This is a genomic window from Paenibacillus sp. PastF-3 (assembly GCF_029893135.1).
In the GTDB taxonomy this organism is placed as follows: Bacteria; Bacillota; Bacilli; order Paenibacillales; family Paenibacillaceae; genus Paenibacillus_AQ; species Paenibacillus_AQ nitricinens.
On record NZ_JARXWM010000005.1, the window covers coordinates 1 to 20020 of the forward strand.

A 20020-nucleotide genomic window follows, 5' to 3' on the forward strand; every position below is an offset into this window, starting at 1 on the left:
CCGAAGCTATGAACCGAAGCCCCAGTAAACGGCGGCCGTAACTATAACGGTCCTAAGGTAGCGAAATTCCTTGTCAGGTAAATTCTGACCCGCACGAATGGCGTAACGACTTGGGCGCTGTCTCAACGAGAGATCCGGTGAAATTTTAATACCTGTGAAGATGCAGGTTACCCGCGACAAGACGGAAAGACCCCATGGAGCTTTACTGCAGCTTGATATTGAATTTGGGTACGATCTGTACAGGATAGGTGGGAGCCGTAGAAATCGGAGCGCAAGCTTCGGTGGAGGCGCCGTTGGGATACCACCCTGATCGTATCTAGGTTCTAACCTAGTACCGTAATCCGGTACGGGGACCGTGTCAGGCGGGCAGTTTGACTGGGGCGGTCGCCTCCTAAAGAGTAACGGAGGCGTTCCAAGGTTCCCTCAGAATGGTTGGAAATCATTCGAAGAGTGCAAAGGCATAAGGGAGCTTGACTGCGAGACCTACAAGTCGAGCAGGGACGAAAGTCGGACTTAGTGATCCGGTGGTACCGCATGGAAGGGCCATCGCTCAACGGATAAAAGCTACCCTGGGGATAACAGGCTTATCTCCCCCAAGAGTCCACATCGACGGGGAGGTTTGGCACCTCGATGTCGGCTCATCGCATCCTGGGGCTGAAGTAGGTCCCAAGGGTTGGGCTGTTCGCCCATTAAAGCGGTACGCGAGCTGGGTTCAGAACGTCGTGAGACAGTTCGGTCCCTATCTGTCGTGGGCGCAGGAAATTTGAGAGGAGCTGTCCTTAGTACGAGAGGACCGGGATGGACGTACCGCTGGTGCACCAGTTGTTTCGCCAGAAGCATGGCTGGGTAGCTACGTACGGACGGGATAAGCGCTGAAAGCATCTAAGCGTGAAGCCCCCCTCAAGATGAGATTTCCCAATTAGTAAGACCCCTTGAAGACGACGAGGTAGATAGGTTGGAGGTGGAAGTGCAGTAATGCATGGAGCTGACCAATACTAATCGGTCGAGGGCTTATCCTATACTTAAAACGCAAATTCAATTCGGATTCAGTTTTCAGGGAGTCAAATTCCTGTTTGGATTGCTGTGGTACTGATATCGTTTGGAGAGATACCCAAGTGGCTATAAGGGGACCCTCTGCTAAGGGGTTAGACTGCGTAAGCGGTGCGTGGGTTCGAATCCCACTCTCTCCGCCATTTTCAATCCATAGCATTTCTAAATTATTGTGGCGGTGTAGCTCAGCTGGCTAGAGCGTACGGTTCATACCCGTGAGGTCGGGGGTTCGATCCCCTTCGCCGCTACCATAATACCTGGAGGCTTAGCTCAGCTGGGAGAGCATCTGCCTTACAAGCAGAGGGTCGGGGGTTCGATCCCCTCAGCCTCCACCATTTTTATCTCTTTAGGATCTATTTCACACCGTGCCGGTGTAGCTCAACTGGTAGAGCAACTGACTTGTAATCAGTAGGTTGGGGGTTCAAGTCCTCTCGCCGGCACCATTATTATCAATGCGGAACCGTGGTGTAGTTGGCCTAACATGCCTGCCTGTCACGCAGGAGATCGCGAGTTCGAATCTCGTCGGTTCCGCCATTTTTTTCCACAAAACTAGGGTGGGAAGTTTAATGCTACCACTTTATTTTTATGTCAATTTAATATGGCTCGATAGCTCAGTCGGTAGAGCAGAGGACTGAAAATCCTCGTGTCGGCGGTTCGAATCCGTCTCGAGCCACTTTTCCCTGGGGGATTAGCGAAGTGGCCAAACGCATCAGACTGTAAATCTGCTCACGTACGTGTTCGGTGGTTCGAATCCATCATCCCCCACCATTTATGAGCCATTAGCTCAGTTGGTAGAGCACCTGACTTTTAATCAGGGTGTCGAAGGTTCGAGTCCTTCATGGCTCATCCCAAACAGAAAGTCATCACCTTAGGGTGGTGGCTTTTTTTGTGTTTTATGGTTGTATTATAGCAGCGCGCTACTGAAGCGATTAACATAATATAAGAGAATATGCTAAAATAGGCGAAAAGAGCAAAAGTGGTGGAGCATGGTGACTATGGATAGTGAGACATTGCGGAAAAAATTAGAGCAGCTCACCGGAAAGAGAACCGGAATCAAGCAGTTAGGGAGGCAACATTCAGCTTCTCTTTTTAGCATGGGATTAGAAGGACAGGATCAGCTGGTAATCCATGAGGGTCATCTCTGGGCACCTTTGTATGAGAGTGACGGACGTATAACCGCTGTTTGGGTAGAAATGGAGGGGCTTACCTCTCTGGAAGTACAACTGGTCAACTATGCAGTTCGAAATTTTGCTATTGCACTTAAAGCTACAGGGCTTAGAGAAGAAGGTGAAGTGGAGGCGCGGCAGCTTGGCGCTTGGTTGAACACGGAGCTAGAGCAAGAGAAGAATGACACTGAAATTCCCGATGAGATCACCCTAAAGGGACGTCTGTTCGGAGATATGATTCCATTCCTCCTTAGTAGTGAGATTGCGCATAGTCCACAGATCTCTTACCGTTCACTGATGAAATTACTGCGCAGCTATTTTGAGAACGAAATTCTGCTCATTCCCCTTCAAGAGAAGGAATGGTTAATATTAGCTCGTAAAGAATTACTTACGGGCGGGGATGATAAGGATGATGAAGAAGAGAGTGTAGATGATCTTCTAGCACAGACTAGTATGGGGTTACATGAGCTGATAGCTAGTGAATGGGTAGGGGTATTCCATTTGGCAGTAGCTCGAGCTATGGTCCCTGTTAAGGGATTGACTGGATCTGTAGCTCTGCTCAGGGAGACCATTGTACTCGGTCGTATTTTTCAAGTAGGAGAGTATATTCATTTACCTTGGGAGCTGCATTTGGAACGTCTGGTTAACAGCATTCCTGATGTACGCCGCAAACAGTTGCTTGGACAAATTGGTGACTATTCCTCTGTACTATCAGATAAAGAAATGCTGCTGACTTTGGAGACTTTTTTTGAGATGGACTGTAATGTAAGTGAAACCGCCAAGAAGTTGTATATCCATCGGAATACGCTGCTCTACCGTCTGGATAAGATAAAACAAGAGACCGGAGCAGATGTACGAAGCTTTGGGGACGCTGCTATTGTGAAGCTTACTATGCTTTTGTATAAAGTGACGAAAAGGAAATAGGTTTTTTGTGAACCTTACAAATAGCCATAGTGTCCCGACTGGGGTAATATAAATGTACAAGGAAGCAGAATTTTTATATTAACTAATTAATAATTAACTCGAGGGGGAAATACAATGGCAGGCGTACGTTTAGAGCATATTTTCAAAAAATACCCGGGTTCAGATAAAGCAACAGTAATCGATATCAATCTTGATATTAAAGATAAGGAATTTCTAGTATTGGTTGGACCTTCCGGTTGCGGTAAATCCACAACTTTGCGTATGATCGCTGGTTTGGAAGAAATCTCCGAAGGTAAAATGTACATTGGCGATCGTGTAGTTAATGACGTTGCACCTAAAGACCGCGATATCGCGATGGTATTCCAATCCTACGCCCTGTATCCGCATATGAGCGTATACCAAAACATGGCTTTCGGTTTGAAACTTCGTAAAGTGAAGAAGGATGAAATCGACAAGAAAGTTCGCGAAGCTGCTAAAATTCTTGATATCGAGCATTTGTTAGATCGTAAACCAAAAGCGCTTTCCGGTGGTCAACGCCAACGTGTCGCTTTGGGACGCGCTATCGTACGTGATCCACAAGTCTTCTTGATGGATGAGCCTCTTTCCAACTTGGATGCTAAACTTCGTGGTCAAATGCGTGCTGAAATCACTAAACTGGTTAAGCGCCTTGAAACTACTTGTATCTACGTAACGCATGACCAAACAGAAGCAATGACAATGGGTGATCGCATCGTAGTTATGTATGATGGTATCATTCAACAAGCAGCTTCCCCTGAAGAGTTGTACAATGAACCAACAAACTTGTTCGTAGCTGGATTTATCGGATCCCCTACAATGAACTTTATCAATGGTACTTTGTCCGAAGTGAGCGGTTCTATCCGTTTCCGTGCTGAGAACCTTGATGTTGAAGTACCAGGCGGAAAAGCTCAAATCATCCGCAACAAAGGCTACATCGGTAAAGAAGTAATCATGGGCGTTCGTCCAGAAGATATCCATGAAGAGCCAGTATTCTTGGAAGCTTCCCCGAACACAATCTTCACTTCATTGGTTGATGTTACTGAGAACCTTGGTCACGAAATGCTCCTTTACTTGAGCGGCCTTGGTAAATCTACTGTAATCGCTCGTGTAGATGGACGTTCCACTACTCGCGAAGGCAGCAAGCCTAAATTGGCTATTGATATGAACAAAGTTCACTTCTTTGATAAAGAATCCGAAGCTAACATTTTGTTGGGATAAGATTGTAAAGATCTTTTCTCTCTTGATAAAGCCACCCGAAAGGGTGGCTTTATTGTTTAGATGGACCCTGTTTGGTTAGGTGCTAAGATTGCATTCATAAGCGTTATCAATTAAGATAGCAGGAGAATTACCTCCGGAATGTAAAGAGATCACTGCCAACCGGACGCAGTAAGCGGACAAATACCGCAGGTGACGAAAGGACGAACTTACATGGCTAAGAAAGTAAAAGTATCTGAATTGGTACAGCATTTTCAATTAGAGGTTATTTCCGGCCAGGAAGGTCTAAAGAGACCCATTACGGTCGATGACCTGAATCGCCCTGGACTAGAGATTGCTGGTTATTTTGAATATTATCCAGAAGAACGTGTTCAATTGCTAGGCAAGACAGAACTCGCTTTTTTCTCCATGCTGCCCGAAGCTGAGCGGAAAAGTCGACTTCGTGGAATTTGCAATGATAACACACCTTGTATTGTCATTACACGTGGTTTGGATGTGCCTCAGGAGTTAATTGACATCAGTAATGAAAAGGCCCTTCCTGTGCTTCGCAGCTCGATGGCTACGACTATTTTTTCCAGCCGTTTGACTAGCTTCTTAGAAGGGAAATTGGCCCCAACGGCGACGATCCATGGCGTACTTTGTGATGTATATGGTGTAGGTATGCTAATTACGGGTAGTAGCGGGATTGGTAAAAGTGAAACAGCCCTTGAACTTGTAAAGCGCGGTCATCGATTGATTGCTGATGATGCAGTGGAAATCCGTCAGACTTCAGATAACCAGCTGCATGGTACAGCCCCTGAGTTAATCCGTCATTTACTGGAGATCCGTGGAGTAGGTATCATTAATGTAATGACACTTTTTGGTGCGGGTGCTATTCGTAATCATAAACGGATTACACTTGTTGTTAGATTGGAAGCTTGGCAGCAAGACAAGCAGTATGATCGACTTGGACTTGATGAGGAAACGACACGGATTATTGACACAGATGTTCCGCTTGTAACGATTCCCGTACGCCCGGGACGTAACCTTGCAGTTATTATAGAGGTTGCAGCGATGAACTATCGCCTGAAACAAATGGGCTTTAATGCAGCCTTGCAGTTCACGAATAAGCTAACTGCGACCATATCCGAAGATATGGATGATCTCGATTAGGAGTGTGAGAGAATGTTCCCATTAGCACTAAATCCTATTGTCTTCTCAATTGGATCACTGCAAGTACACTGGTACGGATTAATACTGGGTTTCGGTGCACTCGCGGGGTTATTTCTTGCGATCCGCGAGGGCAAACGGTTTGGTATACCACAAGAATTCTTTATGGATATGCTACTGCTAGGTGTGCCCTCGGCCATTATTGGGGCACGGATTTACTTTGTAGCGTTTAAATGGGAGGATTATAAGGATAATTTAATAGATGTCTTTAAGATCTGGAACGGTGGCATCGCTATCTACGGTGCTTTAATTGGAGCCATTATTTGTGGGATTATTTATTTCCGCTATAAAGGGTACCCCTTCTGGCGTATCGTTGATATTTGTGCTCCTGGACTACTTGCGGGTCAAATGATTGGACGCTGGGGGAACTTTGTCAACCAAGAGGCATACGGCAGCGTGGTTGAAGAGTCATTCTTGCGGGATAAACTGCATTTACCTGACTTCATTGTGAATCAAATGTACATAGGGGATGCTTTTCATCATCCGACCTTCTTGTATGAATCTCTTTGGAGCTTACTGGGTATCGCGCTACTCATGGTCCTTCGTCGCCAGAAGTTTGTGCGTGCCGGTGAGATCTTCATGTCTTACTTTATATGGTATTCTATCGGTCGTTTCTTCATTGAAGCTATACGTACAGACAGCTTGGCGTTTAATGGAAGCGCAGGCTTGGCATCCTTTATGAATGGATTGTGGAAACCGATGGAATGGCTAGGTTTTGAGCAAGGATACTTGGACCCAAGCTATGGAAATATCCGCATTTCTCAGCTGCTTGCGCTACTGATCATCGTCGCAGCTGTACTGCTTATCATTATTCGTAGGGTCACCGGAGAGTCAAAAGCACATTATTCTGATCCTATTGTATGTACTAAACCGATCAAAGCAGATACTATAGTGCCTGAAAGCGCAGTAAATACACCGCAGAAAGCTCGTCACGGGGCTCAATCTGAGCAAGGACAGCCTGCGGATGGAGATAAGAAGGAGCAGTAAAGCTTATGATAGAATGCGTTCTTTTTGATCTAGATGGAACGATTGTCGATACAAATGAGCTAATTATTAGTTCGTTTATGTACGCGCTGAAGGACAATGGTCTAGCTCCACTCACTAGGGAAGAGATTATTCCGCATATGGGCACAACCCTTCAGCAACAGATGAGAGTCTTCTCTGGACTTGAGGATGTAAGTGGTGCGCTTGAGAAATCCTACCGTTCTTATAATTATGAACATCACGATGCGTTAGTACGTCCCTTTCCTCAAGTGAATGAGACAATGGAAGAGCTCTTACGTCGCGGAATTAAAATGGGGATTGTGACCACAAAAATTCGTCCAACAACGATTAAATCGCTTGAGATGTTTGATTTGCTAAAGTACATGGATACGATTGTGACAGTGAACGATGTTACTGAACCAAAGCCACATCCTGAGCCTGTTCTGACAGCAGTCAATAACCTTGGCGTTGATCCTCGTAAAACTCTTATGGTGGGTGACAGTACGGTTGATATTCAGTCAGCAAAAGCTGCCGGTGTATATGCGGCTGGAGTATCGTGGTCATTGAAAGGCGAAGAGACTCTCCGCAAGTATGATCCCGACTATATTATCCATAACATGAAGGATATTATAGAAATAGTGGAGCGAGGAACGAGTGAATCGTGAGAAACGTAACCCGATATCCTGTAGAAGGTCATAACTCACTTTGGTACATTTACCGTACGGTCAGCCCGTGGAAGGGTGTCCGGAACTTTATTTTTATTCAGATTGCCCGTTATTGCCCGATTCTACCGTTAAAGAACTGGATCTATCGTCGGATTCTCGGGATGAAGGTAGGCAAGCATACCTCCTTCGGTCTGATGGCGATGGTGGATGTATTTTTTCCGGAAAAAATAACGGTGGGTGAGAACTCTATTATCGGTTATAACACGACGATTCTGGCGCATGAGTATTTAATCAAGGAATATCGTCTGGGTGAAGTAGTGATTGGTGAAAATGTATTGATTGGCGCGAATACAACGATTCTTCCCGGTGTAACCATTGGTGATTGGGCAGTTGTTGCCGCTGGATCAGTAGTACACAAGAACGTGGCGGCTGGCTCTTTTGTAGGAGGCAATCCACTGCGAGAGCTACGCCCAGCTTCATCGGAAGATTCTTCGGAACAAGTATAAAAGATGCTTCGTAAACCCTGCAGTTTCATATTGCGTTTTTTTAGCGCAGGATCTGCAGGGTTTCTTGCGTCTTGGAGAAGCTTATTAAGAAAACTTTAAGATCTTCTTAAGTTTTTTATTCGGATGTAGACGGTATAATTAGCCTTAGTAATCACGTAAATCCCACGCTAGGCATTCAGCTTCAAATATCAGAATGTAAATTCAGCAAGTGCAGACTTCCTGGTATGTTCAGTTTCCACATTCCGCTTAGCGTCTCTATGAACAACCATCATAGTAGAGAAGAGGAATTTAATATGAATACTGTGAGACAGGAAAGGCTGCCCCAGCTGGATATTTTCAGAGCCCTAGCTATATTAGGAGTACTGCATGTGCATGCGTCATCTTTTGCTGCTGGAGAGCAGGCACTGCATTCTCCTTATTATTACTGGCTGAACTGGATTAACATTTTCTTTAAATTCGGCACGCCCTCATTTATTTTCCTTAGCAGCTTCGTATTGTTTTATAATTATTATGGTCGTCCTGTGACATGCAGCTTGATCATTAATTTCTACCGTCGGCGATTAAAGTACATCTTGCTGCCTTATTTGCTAGCTTCTATGGGCTATTATGCACTAAGTCTATATGTTAACGGACGATTGATGCAGAACTTTGGAGACAACTTGTTAAGCTTTTCTAGAGCATTATTCTCGGGTTCCGCATATGCGCATTTGTATTTTGTCTTTATTAGCATTCAATTTTATTTACTTTTTCCAGTGCTGCTTAAGCTAATGCAGAGTTCCCGCTTCTTAATTAAATGGGCGATACCGGTGGGTTTGGCGCTTCAGTGGGGTTTTATTTTTTGGAATAAGTACGAGCTGCATATTGTTGAAAAAGGGAGCTTGGCGATCTCCTACCTGGCTTATTATATGATGGGTGCTTTTATCGCGATTCACTTTGATAAGGTAAAGATATGGCTGATGAAGCCATGGAGGGAACAATCTGCCGCTCAGAAGGGATGGACTACCTTGCTGGTATCCTCATGGTTGATTGCAGCCTTTATCCATGTGCAGCTATGGTATGTAGCCCGCCATTTTGGGGTGTGGACAGATTCGCTGTGGTACGAGCTATTATGGAATGTCCATACGATGTTATCAGCATTGGTTCTGTTGTACGCTACATTTTTGCTTTATCGTAAGGCTCCTCATGTAATCGTTGCTTCCTTGACTCGTTTAGGTGAGCTGTCATTTGCAATTTATTTGATTCATCCGTTATTGCTGGCGATCTATCGCAGGTTCCGATACCATATTCCCCTAGAGTCGCTAACTTATGTTTTCTTCATCTATGGAGGACTTGTAGTTGCACTGGGAGGAAGCTGGTTCATGGTGCAGTTTGCTTTTCGCCGAATTCCTCAGTCATGGATCTTCTTGGGAAGTGTTCCTCGGTCTCTAGAGTCTAAATCCAAGGTAACGTCAGGACATGCCTCGGAGGAGATGAGGAAGGTTAATACTTGAATAAGGCATCATTTCGATGCAGAGCTTAACAGGAGGAAAGATAATGAGACAAAAAGAAAGAATTCCGCAGCTGGATATTTTTCGGGCGATTGCTATTTTTGCAGTGCTAGCGATTCATGCTACCTCGAGAACGTTGGCGGAGACACTAGGTACCAACATGTTTCATCCGTTCTTATTTATTAATAAATTCAGCCAGTTCGCTGTACCTTCATTCATATTTTTGAGCGGGTTCGTGCTGTTCTATAACTATATTGATCGTCCACTGGGCGGAAAGACGCTGGGGAAATTCTACAGTAGAAGGCTGCTTTATATTATTGTGCCTTATGTACTATTCTCGCTGCTGTATTTCGCATTAAAAATGACAGCGGGGCATACATGGAGCTTACCTCCAGGGGAGATGGCTTCTAAGCTTTGGAAGTATTTATGGACCGGAACGGCATACACGCATTTGTATTATATTATTATCATTATACAGTTTTACGTATTATTTCCGCTCATTTTGTGGTGTCTGCAAAAGGTTCGTCGCCTGGCGGCTTGGGCACCGCTAATCGGATTGGTTCTACAATGGGGTTTTGTGCTGCTGAATAAATACATGACTAATAACGGGTATTGGCAGTTGTCCAAGGGCAGTCTGGCAATCACTTATTTCTCGTATTTCTTGCTGGGTGCTGGGATTGCAGTATACTATCCTTCTTTGAAAAAATGGCTGGTACCTTCACGTGAAGGTTGGCGCGCTGGTAAAGGTCCGGTATGGATTACATTGTGGTTGTTGTGGATCGTAGCAGGGGTTGTTCATGTTGAGCTATGGTTTAACAACTATACGAAGAAAACAGTCATCAATAGTTTATGGTATGAGGGATTCTCTAACCTTCATGCGCTACTCTCTTGTGTGGTGTTGCTACAAGTCTCCTTCTTATTGTACGGAGCGGGCCGAAGCTTGCTGACAAGACTGTTGTTATCTGCCGGAGCCTGCTCTTTCGGAATCTATTTGCTGCATCCGTTACTGCTATTTTTCTATAGAAAAATACCGTTCCACGGAGGTTCTCTTGCATATACCGCAGCGATTGCTGGCGGCTGGCTCTTTGCGCTATTAGGCTCATGGCTCGTTGTAGCTTTGGCCTTCCGATATATTAAACCAGCTTGGATTATCTTCGGATCAGGTCCGCAGAAAGCGAAAACCATATCCAAAGGCGTGTAACTTCCTTATGCGCAAATGGCAATAAAAAAGCGTCGGTCTTCCACCATAGGGTGGCTTGATCGACGCTTTTTTGATTCTTATGCTTGCCGCTGAAATTCTGCAATGGCTTGATACTGGCTTTCGAGACTACGGTAGACAGAAATATAAATGGGTAGTAGCTGTTTGTATATTTTGGTATGTTCCTCCATTGGATCATGTTTATAGGTTGAACCAATCATGTCAAACACCACATCAAAGGAATCTACGCGACCCGTAGCGTAAAGGCCAAGCACGACGGCTCCAAGGCAGGAGCTTTCAATGCTCTCCGGAATGACAACCTCCTGATCAAAGATATCAGCCATCATCTGCCGCCACACCGAAGAGCGGGCGAAGCCGCCTGTGGCTAGGATTCTGCTTGGGCGCCCGATTTGCTCCTCCATAGCAAGAAGAACCATGTACATATTGAAGATTACGCCCTCAAGTACTGACCGAATCATATGTTCTTTATGGTGATTCATGGTAAGGCCAAAAAAGGAGCCGCGGGCATCCGGATTCCACAATGGCGCCCGTTCACCAGTTAAGTAGGGATGAAATAATAGTCCGCCGCTGCCTGGAGGAACTTGCTCCGCAATGCGGGTCAGTACCTCATAGGGGTCAATGCCAAGACGTTTGGCAGTTTCGACTTCAGAAGCGGCGAATTCGTCTCGTACCCACCGGAACAGCATACCGCCATTATTGACCGGTCCTCCGACTACCCAATGATTTGGGGTAAGGTTATAACAGAAGGTCCGTCCTTTGGGGTCCGTAAGCGGGTGATCAACTACGGTACGAATGGCTCCGCTGGTTCCAATCGTAGCGGCTACTACACCAGGTTCAATGGCACCTACGCCGAGATTGGACAGGACGCCGTCACTGGCGCCAATAACAAATGGGGTTGTAGGGAGCAGCAGAAGTTCCTCAGCTAGACCAGGGAGCAGCCCTTGCATGATTTGTGTGGTGGGAACAAGCCGCGAGAGTTGATCCGTTGTAATATGAGCAATCTCCAAAGCTTCTTTATCCCACTCCAGATTCTCCAGATTGAGCATGCCTGTGGAAGAGGCAATGGAATGATCGATGACGTATTCGCCAAACAATCTTGCGAATATGTATTCTTTTATGGAAATAAACTTATAAGTTTGCTGGAACACGTCAGGCTGCTCTTCGCGAAGCCACATTAGCTTGGTGATCGGAGACATTGGGTGTATAGGTGTGCCTGTGCGCAGATATAATTCATGGCCGTTTAGCTCATCCTTCAAACGAATTGCGCATCCGGCACTGCGATTATCAGCCCATGTGATGCAGGCAGTTAGGGCTTTACCCAGTTTATCGACGGCAATGACACTGTGCATGGCGGAACTGAAGGAGACAAATAGAATCTTATCCGCAGGTACACCGCTTTGCCGCATAACTTCAGAAATAGTATGGAAGACTGCGTTCAGGATTTGCTCTGGGTCTTGCTCTGCTATTGAGGGTGAGGGCTGATGTAAAGGATATCCTACATTAGCTTGTGCAGCTATGGCTCCTTTTTCCTCGAACAGAACTGCTTTGGTACTTGTAGTTCCAATATCAACGCCAATCATATAGGATTTAGTCATGCATTAGCCCTTCTTTCTAGTTGTAAGTAGATTTTTAGAACACTAATTACAGAATTATGAAGTACAATCATATTAGCTCATTATAGTATTGGATAAACGTGGAGGCAAAATAAAGGGATTCCCAAGTATTCGTTCGAAGTACATAAGTATTAATTCAGATTCAGATTCTCCTTGCGAGAAATTCAACCTAGATGGACAAGCTTAATCATACAAGCATTTGAAATGAAGTTGTAGCTTTATCCCGTTGGATTGACGAAAAAGCGGTGAACATGATACGATGTTAAAAACACTTTAATTTGCTACCACTTTACCATAGTAAAGTAAATATAGATATTATTTAATGATAACTGACGAGGTGAACAATGAAGATGTCCAAACCAAAGGGATTTGAGAAGCCGTCTGGCGTTCGGGACTATCTGCCCCGGGCTGTAACGAAATTGCGCAAAATTGAGAATGATGTCCTGCATTGCATGAGTCGCTGGGGTTATCAGCAAATGATGACTCCGACGCTAGAATATTACGATACAGTTGGCGTGGCTAGCTCCACGTCCGACCAGAAGCTCTATAAATTGCTTAATAACCGTGGTCAGGCTTTGGTGCTTCGGTCAGAAATGACGGCTCCGGTCGCCCGTGTGGTTGCATCTCTTTTGAAGGATGAGCCATTACCGTTGCGGTTATCCTATCACGCTAATGTTTTCCGTGCCATTGAGGAAGAAGCAGGGCGGGAAGCGGAGTTCTTCCAGACAGGAGTCGAGCTGGTAGGTGATGATTCACCTGAGGCCGATGCTGAAGTAGTGGCGCTCGCGATTTCATCGCTACAGGCTGCGGGTGTGAAATCTTTTAAAATCGCTATGGGGCATGTAGGCTTTCTGAATGGTTTATTTCAAGAGGTGCTTCCGGAATTGCCGGAGGCTCAGGAGGAGCTGAAGAGTCATTTATTGGGCCGTGACTACGTCTCATTTCGGGAGACCTTACGCCGGCTGGATCTGACAGAAGCTCAGAAGAATGAACTGGATGGACTGTTACGTCTGCGTGGAGGCAAGGAGATTTGTGGACAGGCGCTGGAGCTTAGCGATCATCCGCTTGCCCGTCATTCGATAGATCATTTATGCAAGGTATGGGAGGTGCTGGTCTCTTACGGCGTATCACAGCATGTGCTGATCGATCTGACGATGATCGGAGACTTTTCCTATTATACAGGGATGACTTTTGAAGGCTATGCAGCGGAATTAGGGTTTCCGGTATGTAGTGGAGGCAGATATGATAATCTCCTTCAGCAATTTGGACGTCCGATCCCTTCCACAGGTTTTTCTTTAAAAACAAATCGTATTCTCGATGGTGTGACTGGATCGAGCGAAGAGGAAGAGCTGCCTATCTTAATCCAATATGATGCCACTCGTCGAAAAGAAGGTCTGGAAGAGGCAACACGCTTGCGGTCGGAAGGGCACGCAGTAGTGACTAGACTGGCAGCAGGTCCAGAAGAGCTTGAAACGGTGAAGCGTCTAGATACGGATACGATCGAAGCAGATGGTGTGCGGTACGGTGAAATCTATACCTTTGTATCTTTTGTAAGTGAACATGGCTGAGATATCGCTAAACGAGAATGAGCGGTTAAGATAAATTTTGTAGGTAAATGGAAAAGGAGGAAACTTAACAATGGCACAGATTTTGAAGGTCGCTATGCCAAAAGGTCGGATTTACGAAAAGGCTGCTGAGCTGTTCCGCCAGGCAGGTCTCCCGATTCCACCGGATGGTGAGGCATCCCGCAAGCTTGTTATTCCGCTGCCTGAGGCAGGCATGGAGTTTATTTTAGCGAAACCAGTAGATGTACCTACATATGTAGAATATGGTGTAGCCGACATTGGAATCGTGGGCAAGGACGTATTGCTTGAGGAAGATCGTGATGTATATGAGCTGCTTGATCTTGGCATCGCTCGATGCCGGATGTCGATCATTGGATTGCCAAACTGGCAGCCGGGGATTCAGCAACGTGTAGCTACGAAGTATCCGAATGTGGCTTCTAAATATTTCCGGGAGCAGGGACAGCAGGTTGAGGTCGTGAAGCTGAATGGTTCCATTGAGCTTGCGCCGCTGATTGGTCTCGCCGATCGTATCGTGGATATGGTAGAGACGGGCCAAACGCTGCGGGATAACGGATTAATTGAAATGAAGAGCATATTCGAAATTACGAGCCGCCTTGTGGCCAATCGTGTGAGCTATCGGATGAAAAATGAAGAGATACAGCAGCTGTGTGATCGACTGCAGGCGGTTATAGGGGAACCAAGTTTGCGGTAGGTGACAAGATTTAGGGGCTAAGGGAGGAACCAGCGATGAAGGTTGTATCGAGCAAGGACTTTAAGCTAGAGCGAGAAGTCGAGTATGGAACGCCAGAGCAAAATCAGGCGGTAAAGGAAATTGTGACCGCGATTAAAAAAGAAGGAGACACGGCACTTCTTCGCTACACGGAGCAATTTGATCGGGTCACGCTTACGTCGAATCAGCTGCGGGTAACTCCAGAAGAGCTTCAGGCAGCATATGGCCGAGTAGAAGAATCTTTCGTATCCGCTATTCAAGCAGCCGCAGCCAATATCCGGGCCTTTCATGCTAGACAGAAACGGAATTCGTGGATGGATCTTCAGCCCGATGGCACGATTCTGGGACAGATTATTCGTCCGCTGAAGCGGGTAGGGGTTTATGTTCCTGGCGGTAAGGCAGCTTATCCTTCCTCCGTGCTGATGAACGTGATCCCTGCGCAGATCGCAGGCGTGCCAGAGATCGTTATGGTAACCCCGCCATCCACCGGCGGCAAAGAAGGGATTGATCCATACATCCTGGTTGCTGCCGCAGAAGCAGGTGTGAATGAGATCTACCGTGTGGGCGGAGCGCAGGCGGTAGCTGCTTTGGCTTTTGGGACGGAGAGCATAGCGCCGGTAGATAAGATATGTGGGCCCGGCAATATATACGTTGCGCTAGCGAAACGCGAGGTATATGGTGCCGTGGACATCGACAGTATCGCGGGACCAAGCGAAATTGTCGTGCTCGCAGATGAGACCGCTGAGCCGGCCTATGTCGCAGCGGATCTGCTCTCGCAGGCCGAGCATGACGAGATGGCCTCGGCGATTCTAGTCACGCCATCGCAGAGCTTGGCGGATAGTGTGGCTGCTGAAGTGGAGCTTCAGCTACAGGAGCTGCCGCGACAGGCGATCGCCCGTTCATCCGTAGAGAATTACGGTGCGATCATTGTTGTGGAATCTATGGAGGAAGGAATCTCCGTAGTGAATCGTTTGGCACCAGAGCATTTAGAGATTGTTGTCGAGGACCCTATGGGTCTTGTGGGCAGCATTGAGAATGCTGGAGCCATTTTCCTAGGAGCTTATAGCTCAGAGCCTGTGGGCGACTATTTTGCCGGACCGAATCATATTATCCCAACCAATGGTACGGCACGGTTCTCGTCGCCAGTGGATGTGGATGATTTTATAAAGAAATCAAGTCTGATCTATTACAGTAAGGAAGCCCTCCTGCGTGATGGAAAGACCATTATAGAGCTGGCACGTCGCGAAGGGTTAGAAGGCCACGCACGGGCCATTGAGATTCGACTCAAGAACGAAGGAAAAGGTGGAGACGGATATGGAGAATAATAATGAACAAGCCTTGCGCCAAGCAGGACTAAGCCGCAAAACAAACGAGACGGATATCAAGCTGTCTCTTAACGTAGATGGAAGTGGAGTTTCTGAGCTGGAGACGGATGTTCCTTTTTTGAATCATATGCTAGATCTGTTCACAAAGCACGGCCAGTTTGACCTGTCAGTACAGGCGCGAGGAGATATCGAAATTGATGATCACCACACGGTTGAAGACATTGGGATCTGCCTAGGTCAAGCACTGTACGAAGCACTAGGTGATAAAAAAGGAATCAAACGTTATGCGAGTGTTTTTGTACCGATGGATGAGGCGTTGGCGCAGGTTGTGATCGATATCAGCAATCGCCCACACTTTGAATATCGCGCAACGTATCCTTCACAGCAGGTGGGCAGCTTTTCGACGGAGCTTGTTCAGGAATTCTTATGGAAGTTCGCGCTGGAAGCTCGGATAACGCTGCATGTGATTGTACACTACGGTTCTAACACACATCACATGATTGAGGCTGTATTCAAGGCGCTTGGACGGGCACTCGATGAAGCAACACTAATTGATCCACGTGTAAAGGGTGTGCCTTCTACGAAGGGAGTGCTGTAGCATGACTGTTGCAATCGTCGATTATGGCATGGGCAACCTGCACAGTGTGAGCAAGGCGGTAGAACGCCTCGGTTATGAGTGTGTAGTGACGGGGGAAGCCGAGCAAATTCTCGCTGCTGATAGTGTCATTCTGCCGGGTGTCGGTGCATTTGGCGATGCGATGGAGCAGCTGCGGGAAAGTGGCTTGGATCTTGTGGTTAAACATGTAGCTGCCGGAACACAGCCGCTGCTTGGCATTTGTCTCGGCATGCAGCTGCTGTTTAGCAGCAGTGAAGAGCATGGCAGCCATGAGGGTCTTGATATTCTCTCAGGCTCGGTGATGCGATTTGCTCCTAGAGTTGGCTATAAAGTGCCACATATGGGTTGGAATAAGCTGAGCTTCACACAACCTCAAAGTCCGCTGTTTGCAGGTCTCGATGAGGGGCATGTGTATTTCGTCCACTCCTATCACGCACTTGTAGCGAATAAGAGTGATCTGCTGGCAGTCACCGATTATGGTTACCCAGTTACAGCTATCGTGGGCCAGGATAATGTATTCGGCATGCAGTTTCATCCGGAAAAAAGCGGAGAGCTGGGAATGAAGCTGCTGGGTAATTTCTTGAAATTAAAGGGAGAGCGGACGTAAGCCGCGCTATAAATATAATGTAACGAAAGTGGGGAGCGCCAAATGTCTTCTTTTATTGTATATCCGGCGATTGATATCCGGGATGGAAAATGTGTCAGGCTGCAACAAGGGGATTACAGTCAGGAAACGATATACAATGATAGTCCACTGAAGGTGGCCAAATCTTGGGAAGAGCAAGGCGGAAAATTCATTCATTTGGTGGATTTAGACGGGGCAAAAGCAGGTCATCCTGTGAATGATGCGATGATCGGCGCTATTGCTGCTAATGCTAACGTGCCTGTTCAGGTGGGCGGTGGCCTTCGTACTCTTGCGGACGTGGAAAAATTGCTCGGACTTGGTGTTAGCCGCGTTATTATCGGCACTGCTGCGATTAATGATCATGTTTTTACCGAAGCGGTATTGGCTAAATACGGTGATAAAGTAGCTATCGGCATTGATGCACGCAACGGTTATGTTGCCACACATGGCTGGTTGAATACCTCTGAGGTACGTGCTGAGGATCTGGCTAAGGAATTGGCTGCAAAAGGAGCAGAGACGTTCATTTACACCGATATCTCTCGCGACGGAATGATGCAGGGGCCGAACGTGGAGGGCATTGTGTCCATGGCGAAGGTCAGTGGTAAAACGGTGATCGCCTCCGGCGGAGTCACCAGTCTTGATGATCTGTTACGTCTGAGCATGCATAACGGCAGCGGTGTGGGCGGAGCTATTGTTGGCAAGGCGTTGTATACGGGCAATATTGATCTCTCCAAAGCTTTGCAGGCACTCGCACAGAAGTAGTGTTGAGTATGAGCTGCGTTAGTTGACGAACCTGACAAATAATGACTAATAACTGACTAATTAATTCGTTCTTACTGTGCTAAAAATCTTATTAGAGGGTTTGGTTGTATTTTGTGCAATAGAACCCTGCATAAAGGGCTTGAATGTTTATTTGATTGCACTTTATACAGTTGAAATAGTGATAAACCTTCGTTTTCGTGGATTTCTGGGAAATCTAATGCACGAAATACAATAGACGGCACAATTTGATTGTTTGAGGTTTACTCTATTGTACAGAGTGCAATAGAACGTCGAACTAGGTTGATAAACCCTAAGCTATTGAGCGAATAAGGTGGTTTCAGCTAAAGTCTGATGTGGAATCTGTTGTAATAAGCTAATTAGGCGGCGGGATGGGCATTACGCCTTAGCTGGATGATATAAGAGTACTTCATACAACTATTGTTCCAATTAAGAGCATGTTTGCTAATTTAATTGTATTTCGTGCAGCTATAAATGAGAGTTGATCTTATTTCTAAGCTCATTTCCAGATTTAATTGTACGAAATGCAGTTAAACGCATGGTTTGCTGGATGGACGGTGAAATAACTGTACATGATGCAACTAAATGAGCCGATTATTTCATGAGCGCGAGCCCACAGGTGGCCTAATGAATTTGGTCTTGCGGGTGTCGCGAGTCCGTCGTCCTGCCAGGAGCATGAATCGTGGAGACACAGGGATTATGAGTGTATGTCTAGCTTGGGCTTGCAGGCTGTGTAAGCCCGCCTACTCACAGAGGCAAGAACGTCAACGCGAAGGTGTTATGGGCTTAAGTTTGTGTTTAGGGGGACCGAAAAACCTTTGCAATAAAGGAGGGATTTATTATGTTAGCAAAACGAATCATCCCCTGTCTTGACGTTAAGGACGGACGGGTAGTCAAAGGCGTTAACTTTGTGAATCTGCGTGATGCCGGAGATCCGGTTGAGCTCGCGGCGCTGTATGACCGTGAGGGTGCAGATGAGCTTGTGTTTCTCGATATATCAGCTTCCGTAGAAGGCCGAGCGACCATGATTGAGGTTGTGCGGCAGACCGCAGGTGAAATCGCCATTCCTTTTACAGTGGGCGGCGGGATCTCTACACCTGATGATATGAAGCGGATTCTTCGTGCAGGTGCAGACAAAATTGGCATTAATACGGCTGCTATCACAAATCCACAGTTAATTCTGGAAGGTGCACGCCGTTTTGGCTCTCAATGTATTGTGGTAGCCATAGATGCTAAATTTAACGAGGCATTTGGTGAATGGGAAGTGTATACACATGGTGGTCGCAAGCCCACTGGCATCCGTGCTCTGACCTGGGTCAAGGAAGCCGAAAAGCTCGGAGCAGGTGAGATTTTACTCACAAGTATGGATGCAGATGGCACGAAAGATGGCTTCGACCTGAAGCTGACCTCAGCAGTAAGCGACTTACTTAGTATTCCTGTGATTGCTTCTGGCGGTGCTGGGAAGAAGGAGCATTTTTACGATGTATTTACGGAAGGGAAAGCCGATGCTGGACTGGCGGCGACCATTTTTCATTATAAAGAGATTGCCATTAACGACTTAAAGGCTGATTTGAAGCAAAAAGGGGTAGAGATCCGATGAGTCAAACAGAAAAGAATACATCCATTAGCCAACAAGAAGCGCTGGCCGGCATTCGCTGGAATGAAGCGGGGTTGGTGCCTACGGTTGTACAGGATGCCAACACACTCGAAGTTTTGATGGTTGCTTATATGAATTCGGAATCGTTGCAGCTTTCGCTGGAAAGTGGTCAGACCTGGTTCTGGAGCCGCTCACGCAGCGAGCTTTGGCACAAAGGTGGAACCTCCGGCAACACACAAGCGATTACCTCCATAGCCTATGATTGCGATAGTGATACATTGCTCGTGAAGGTTGTTCCTGAAGGACCAGCTTGCCATACTGGAGCTACTTCGTGCTTTTTCCGTGAAATCCCTTTGGATAACCAAACCAAGGAAGCGCAAAAATCGGCTGCTAGTCTTACGGATGGCGAGCGGTTTACCGTTCTTGGCGAGCTAGAGCGCGTGATTGCTGAGCGGGAAGTAGAACGCCCGGAAGGCGCATATACCACTTATTTGTTCGATAAAGGGGTCGATAAGATCCTTAAGAAGGTAGGCGAAGAAGCCTCTGAAACGATTATTGCCGCTAAAAATAAAGATAATGCCGAGCTGCGTCTTGAGGTTAGTGATCTGATCTACCACTTACTAGTTCTGCTACAGGAGCGTAAGCTTCCGCTGGATGAGATCATGGAAGAGCTCAGTACCCGCCACGAGCGCCCACGCCGGGATCAGTACTAGGGGGGACTGAAGG

General features: G+C 46.6%; 17 protein-coding genes, 8 tRNA genes and 1 rRNA gene. 25 read left to right on the forward strand and 1 reads right to left on the reverse strand.

Annotation, left to right across the window (positions count from 1 at the left end; all coding sequences use genetic code 11):
- The 17 genes from M2444_RS11745 to M2444_RS11825 all read left to right on the forward strand — a co-directional run.
- Positions 1–1019: ribosomal RNA gene (locus M2444_RS11745) — 23S ribosomal RNA — on the forward strand; the annotation flags it as partial.
- An 82-nt stretch (positions 1020–1101) separates the two neighbouring features.
- Positions 1102–1193, forward strand: a tRNA-Ser gene (locus M2444_RS11750).
- A gap of 31 nt (positions 1194–1224) precedes the next feature.
- Positions 1225–1301 (forward strand) — tRNA-Met (locus M2444_RS11755).
- Between the two features lie 8 nt (positions 1302–1309).
- A tRNA-Val gene (locus M2444_RS11760) sits at positions 1310–1385 on the forward strand.
- Positions 1386–1417: 32 nt separating this feature from the next.
- Positions 1418–1493 (forward strand) — tRNA-Thr (locus tag M2444_RS11765).
- Positions 1494–1506: 13 nt separating this feature from the next.
- Positions 1507–1584 (forward strand) — tRNA-Asp (locus M2444_RS11770).
- Between the two features lie 66 nt (positions 1585–1650).
- A tRNA-Phe gene (locus M2444_RS11775) sits at positions 1651–1723 on the forward strand.
- A gap of 9 nt (positions 1724–1732) precedes the next feature.
- Positions 1733–1818, forward strand: a tRNA-Tyr gene (locus M2444_RS11780).
- 5 nt (positions 1819–1823) lie between these two features.
- Positions 1824–1896 (forward strand) — tRNA-Lys (locus M2444_RS11785).
- Positions 1897–2045: 149 nt separating this feature from the next.
- On the forward strand, positions 2046–3140 hold the full coding sequence (locus M2444_RS11790; RefSeq protein ID WP_280787060.1) for a PucR family transcriptional regulator: 1095 nt from the start codon (positions 2046–2048) through the stop codon (positions 3138–3140).
- Between the two features lie 114 nt (positions 3141–3254).
- Entirely contained in the window at positions 3255–4376 is a 1122-nt protein-coding gene (locus tag M2444_RS11795) for an ABC transporter ATP-binding protein (protein ID WP_094873152.1), read from the forward strand.
- 210 nt (positions 4377–4586) lie between these two features.
- Positions 4587–5525, forward strand: a complete 939-nt coding sequence (hprK, locus tag M2444_RS11800) for an HPr(Ser) kinase/phosphatase (protein ID WP_042123257.1) — start codon at positions 4587–4589, stop codon at positions 5523–5525.
- Positions 5526–5537: 12 nt separating this feature from the next.
- Positions 5538–6569 (forward strand): prolipoprotein diacylglyceryl transferase, encoded by a 1032-nt coding sequence (gene lgt / locus M2444_RS11805; protein ID WP_280787061.1) that lies wholly within the window; start codon positions 5538–5540, stop codon positions 6567–6569.
- Positions 6570–6574: 5 nt separating this feature from the next.
- Entirely contained in the window at positions 6575–7231 is a 657-nt protein-coding gene (gene ppaX / locus M2444_RS11810; RefSeq protein ID WP_094873155.1) for a pyrophosphatase PpaX, read from the forward strand.
- Positions 7228–7737 (forward strand): acyltransferase, encoded by a 510-nt coding sequence (locus M2444_RS11815; protein WP_179281711.1) that lies wholly within the window; start codon positions 7228–7230, stop codon positions 7735–7737. Before ppaX ends, M2444_RS11815 begins: the two co-directional genes overlap by 4 nt.
- A gap of 293 nt (positions 7738–8030) precedes the next feature.
- Positions 8031–9227, forward strand: coding sequence for an acyltransferase (locus M2444_RS11820; RefSeq protein WP_094877708.1), 1197 nt, complete (start codon positions 8031–8033; stop codon positions 9225–9227).
- A 43-nt stretch (positions 9228–9270) separates the two neighbouring features.
- Entirely contained in the window at positions 9271–10425 is a 1155-nt protein-coding gene (locus M2444_RS11825) for an acyltransferase (RefSeq protein WP_094873160.1), read from the forward strand.
- A 77-nt stretch (positions 10426–10502) separates the two neighbouring features.
- Here M2444_RS11825 and gntK read toward each other — a convergent pair whose 3' ends face one another.
- On the reverse strand, positions 10503–12038 hold the full coding sequence (gene gntK, locus M2444_RS11830; RefSeq protein ID WP_280787062.1) for a gluconokinase: 1536 nt from the start codon (positions 12036–12038) through the stop codon (positions 10503–10505).
- A 368-nt stretch (positions 12039–12406) separates the two neighbouring features.
- Here gntK and M2444_RS11835 point away from each other — a divergent pair, with 368 nt between their 5' ends.
- The 8 genes from M2444_RS11835 (at position 12407) to hisIE (ending at position 20007) form a co-directional block, all read left to right on the forward strand.
- Positions 12407–13624, forward strand: a complete 1218-nt coding sequence (locus M2444_RS11835) for an ATP phosphoribosyltransferase regulatory subunit (RefSeq protein ID WP_094873192.1) — start codon at positions 12407–12409, stop codon at positions 13622–13624.
- A gap of 70 nt (positions 13625–13694) precedes the next feature.
- Positions 13695–14333: an ATP phosphoribosyltransferase gene (gene hisG / locus M2444_RS11840; RefSeq protein ID WP_094873163.1), complete on the forward strand. Its 639-nt coding sequence runs from the start codon at positions 13695–13697 to the stop codon at positions 14331–14333.
- A gap of 35 nt (positions 14334–14368) precedes the next feature.
- Positions 14369–15676, forward strand: a complete 1308-nt coding sequence (gene hisD, locus M2444_RS11845; protein ID WP_280787063.1) for a histidinol dehydrogenase — start codon at positions 14369–14371, stop codon at positions 15674–15676.
- Positions 15666–16274 carry an imidazoleglycerol-phosphate dehydratase HisB gene (hisB, locus tag M2444_RS11850; RefSeq protein WP_094873166.1) on the forward strand — a complete coding sequence of 203 codons (609 nt, stop codon included), beginning with the start codon at positions 15666–15668 and terminating at the stop codon, positions 16272–16274. The genes hisD and hisB overlap by 11 nt, the downstream gene beginning before the upstream one ends.
- Before the next feature lies 1 nt (position 16275).
- Positions 16276–16899: an imidazole glycerol phosphate synthase subunit HisH gene (gene hisH, locus M2444_RS11855; RefSeq protein WP_280787064.1), complete on the forward strand. Its 624-nt coding sequence runs from the start codon at positions 16276–16278 to the stop codon at positions 16897–16899.
- Positions 16900–16941: 42 nt separating this feature from the next.
- Complete coding sequence (gene hisA, locus M2444_RS11860; RefSeq protein ID WP_094873169.1) at positions 16942–17679, forward strand: 1-(5-phosphoribosyl)-5-[(5-phosphoribosylamino)methylideneamino]imidazole-4-carboxamide isomerase; 738 nt, start codon at positions 16942–16944, stop codon at positions 17677–17679.
- A gap of 859 nt (positions 17680–18538) precedes the next feature.
- Positions 18539–19297: an imidazole glycerol phosphate synthase subunit HisF gene (hisF, locus tag M2444_RS11865; RefSeq protein WP_280787065.1), complete on the forward strand. Its 759-nt coding sequence runs from the start codon at positions 18539–18541 to the stop codon at positions 19295–19297.
- Positions 19294–20007, forward strand: a complete 714-nt coding sequence (gene hisIE, locus M2444_RS11870) for a bifunctional phosphoribosyl-AMP cyclohydrolase/phosphoribosyl-ATP diphosphatase HisIE (protein WP_280787066.1) — start codon at positions 19294–19296, stop codon at positions 20005–20007. The genes hisF and hisIE overlap by 4 nt, the downstream gene beginning before the upstream one ends.
- Positions 20008–20020: the final 13 nt, after the last annotated feature.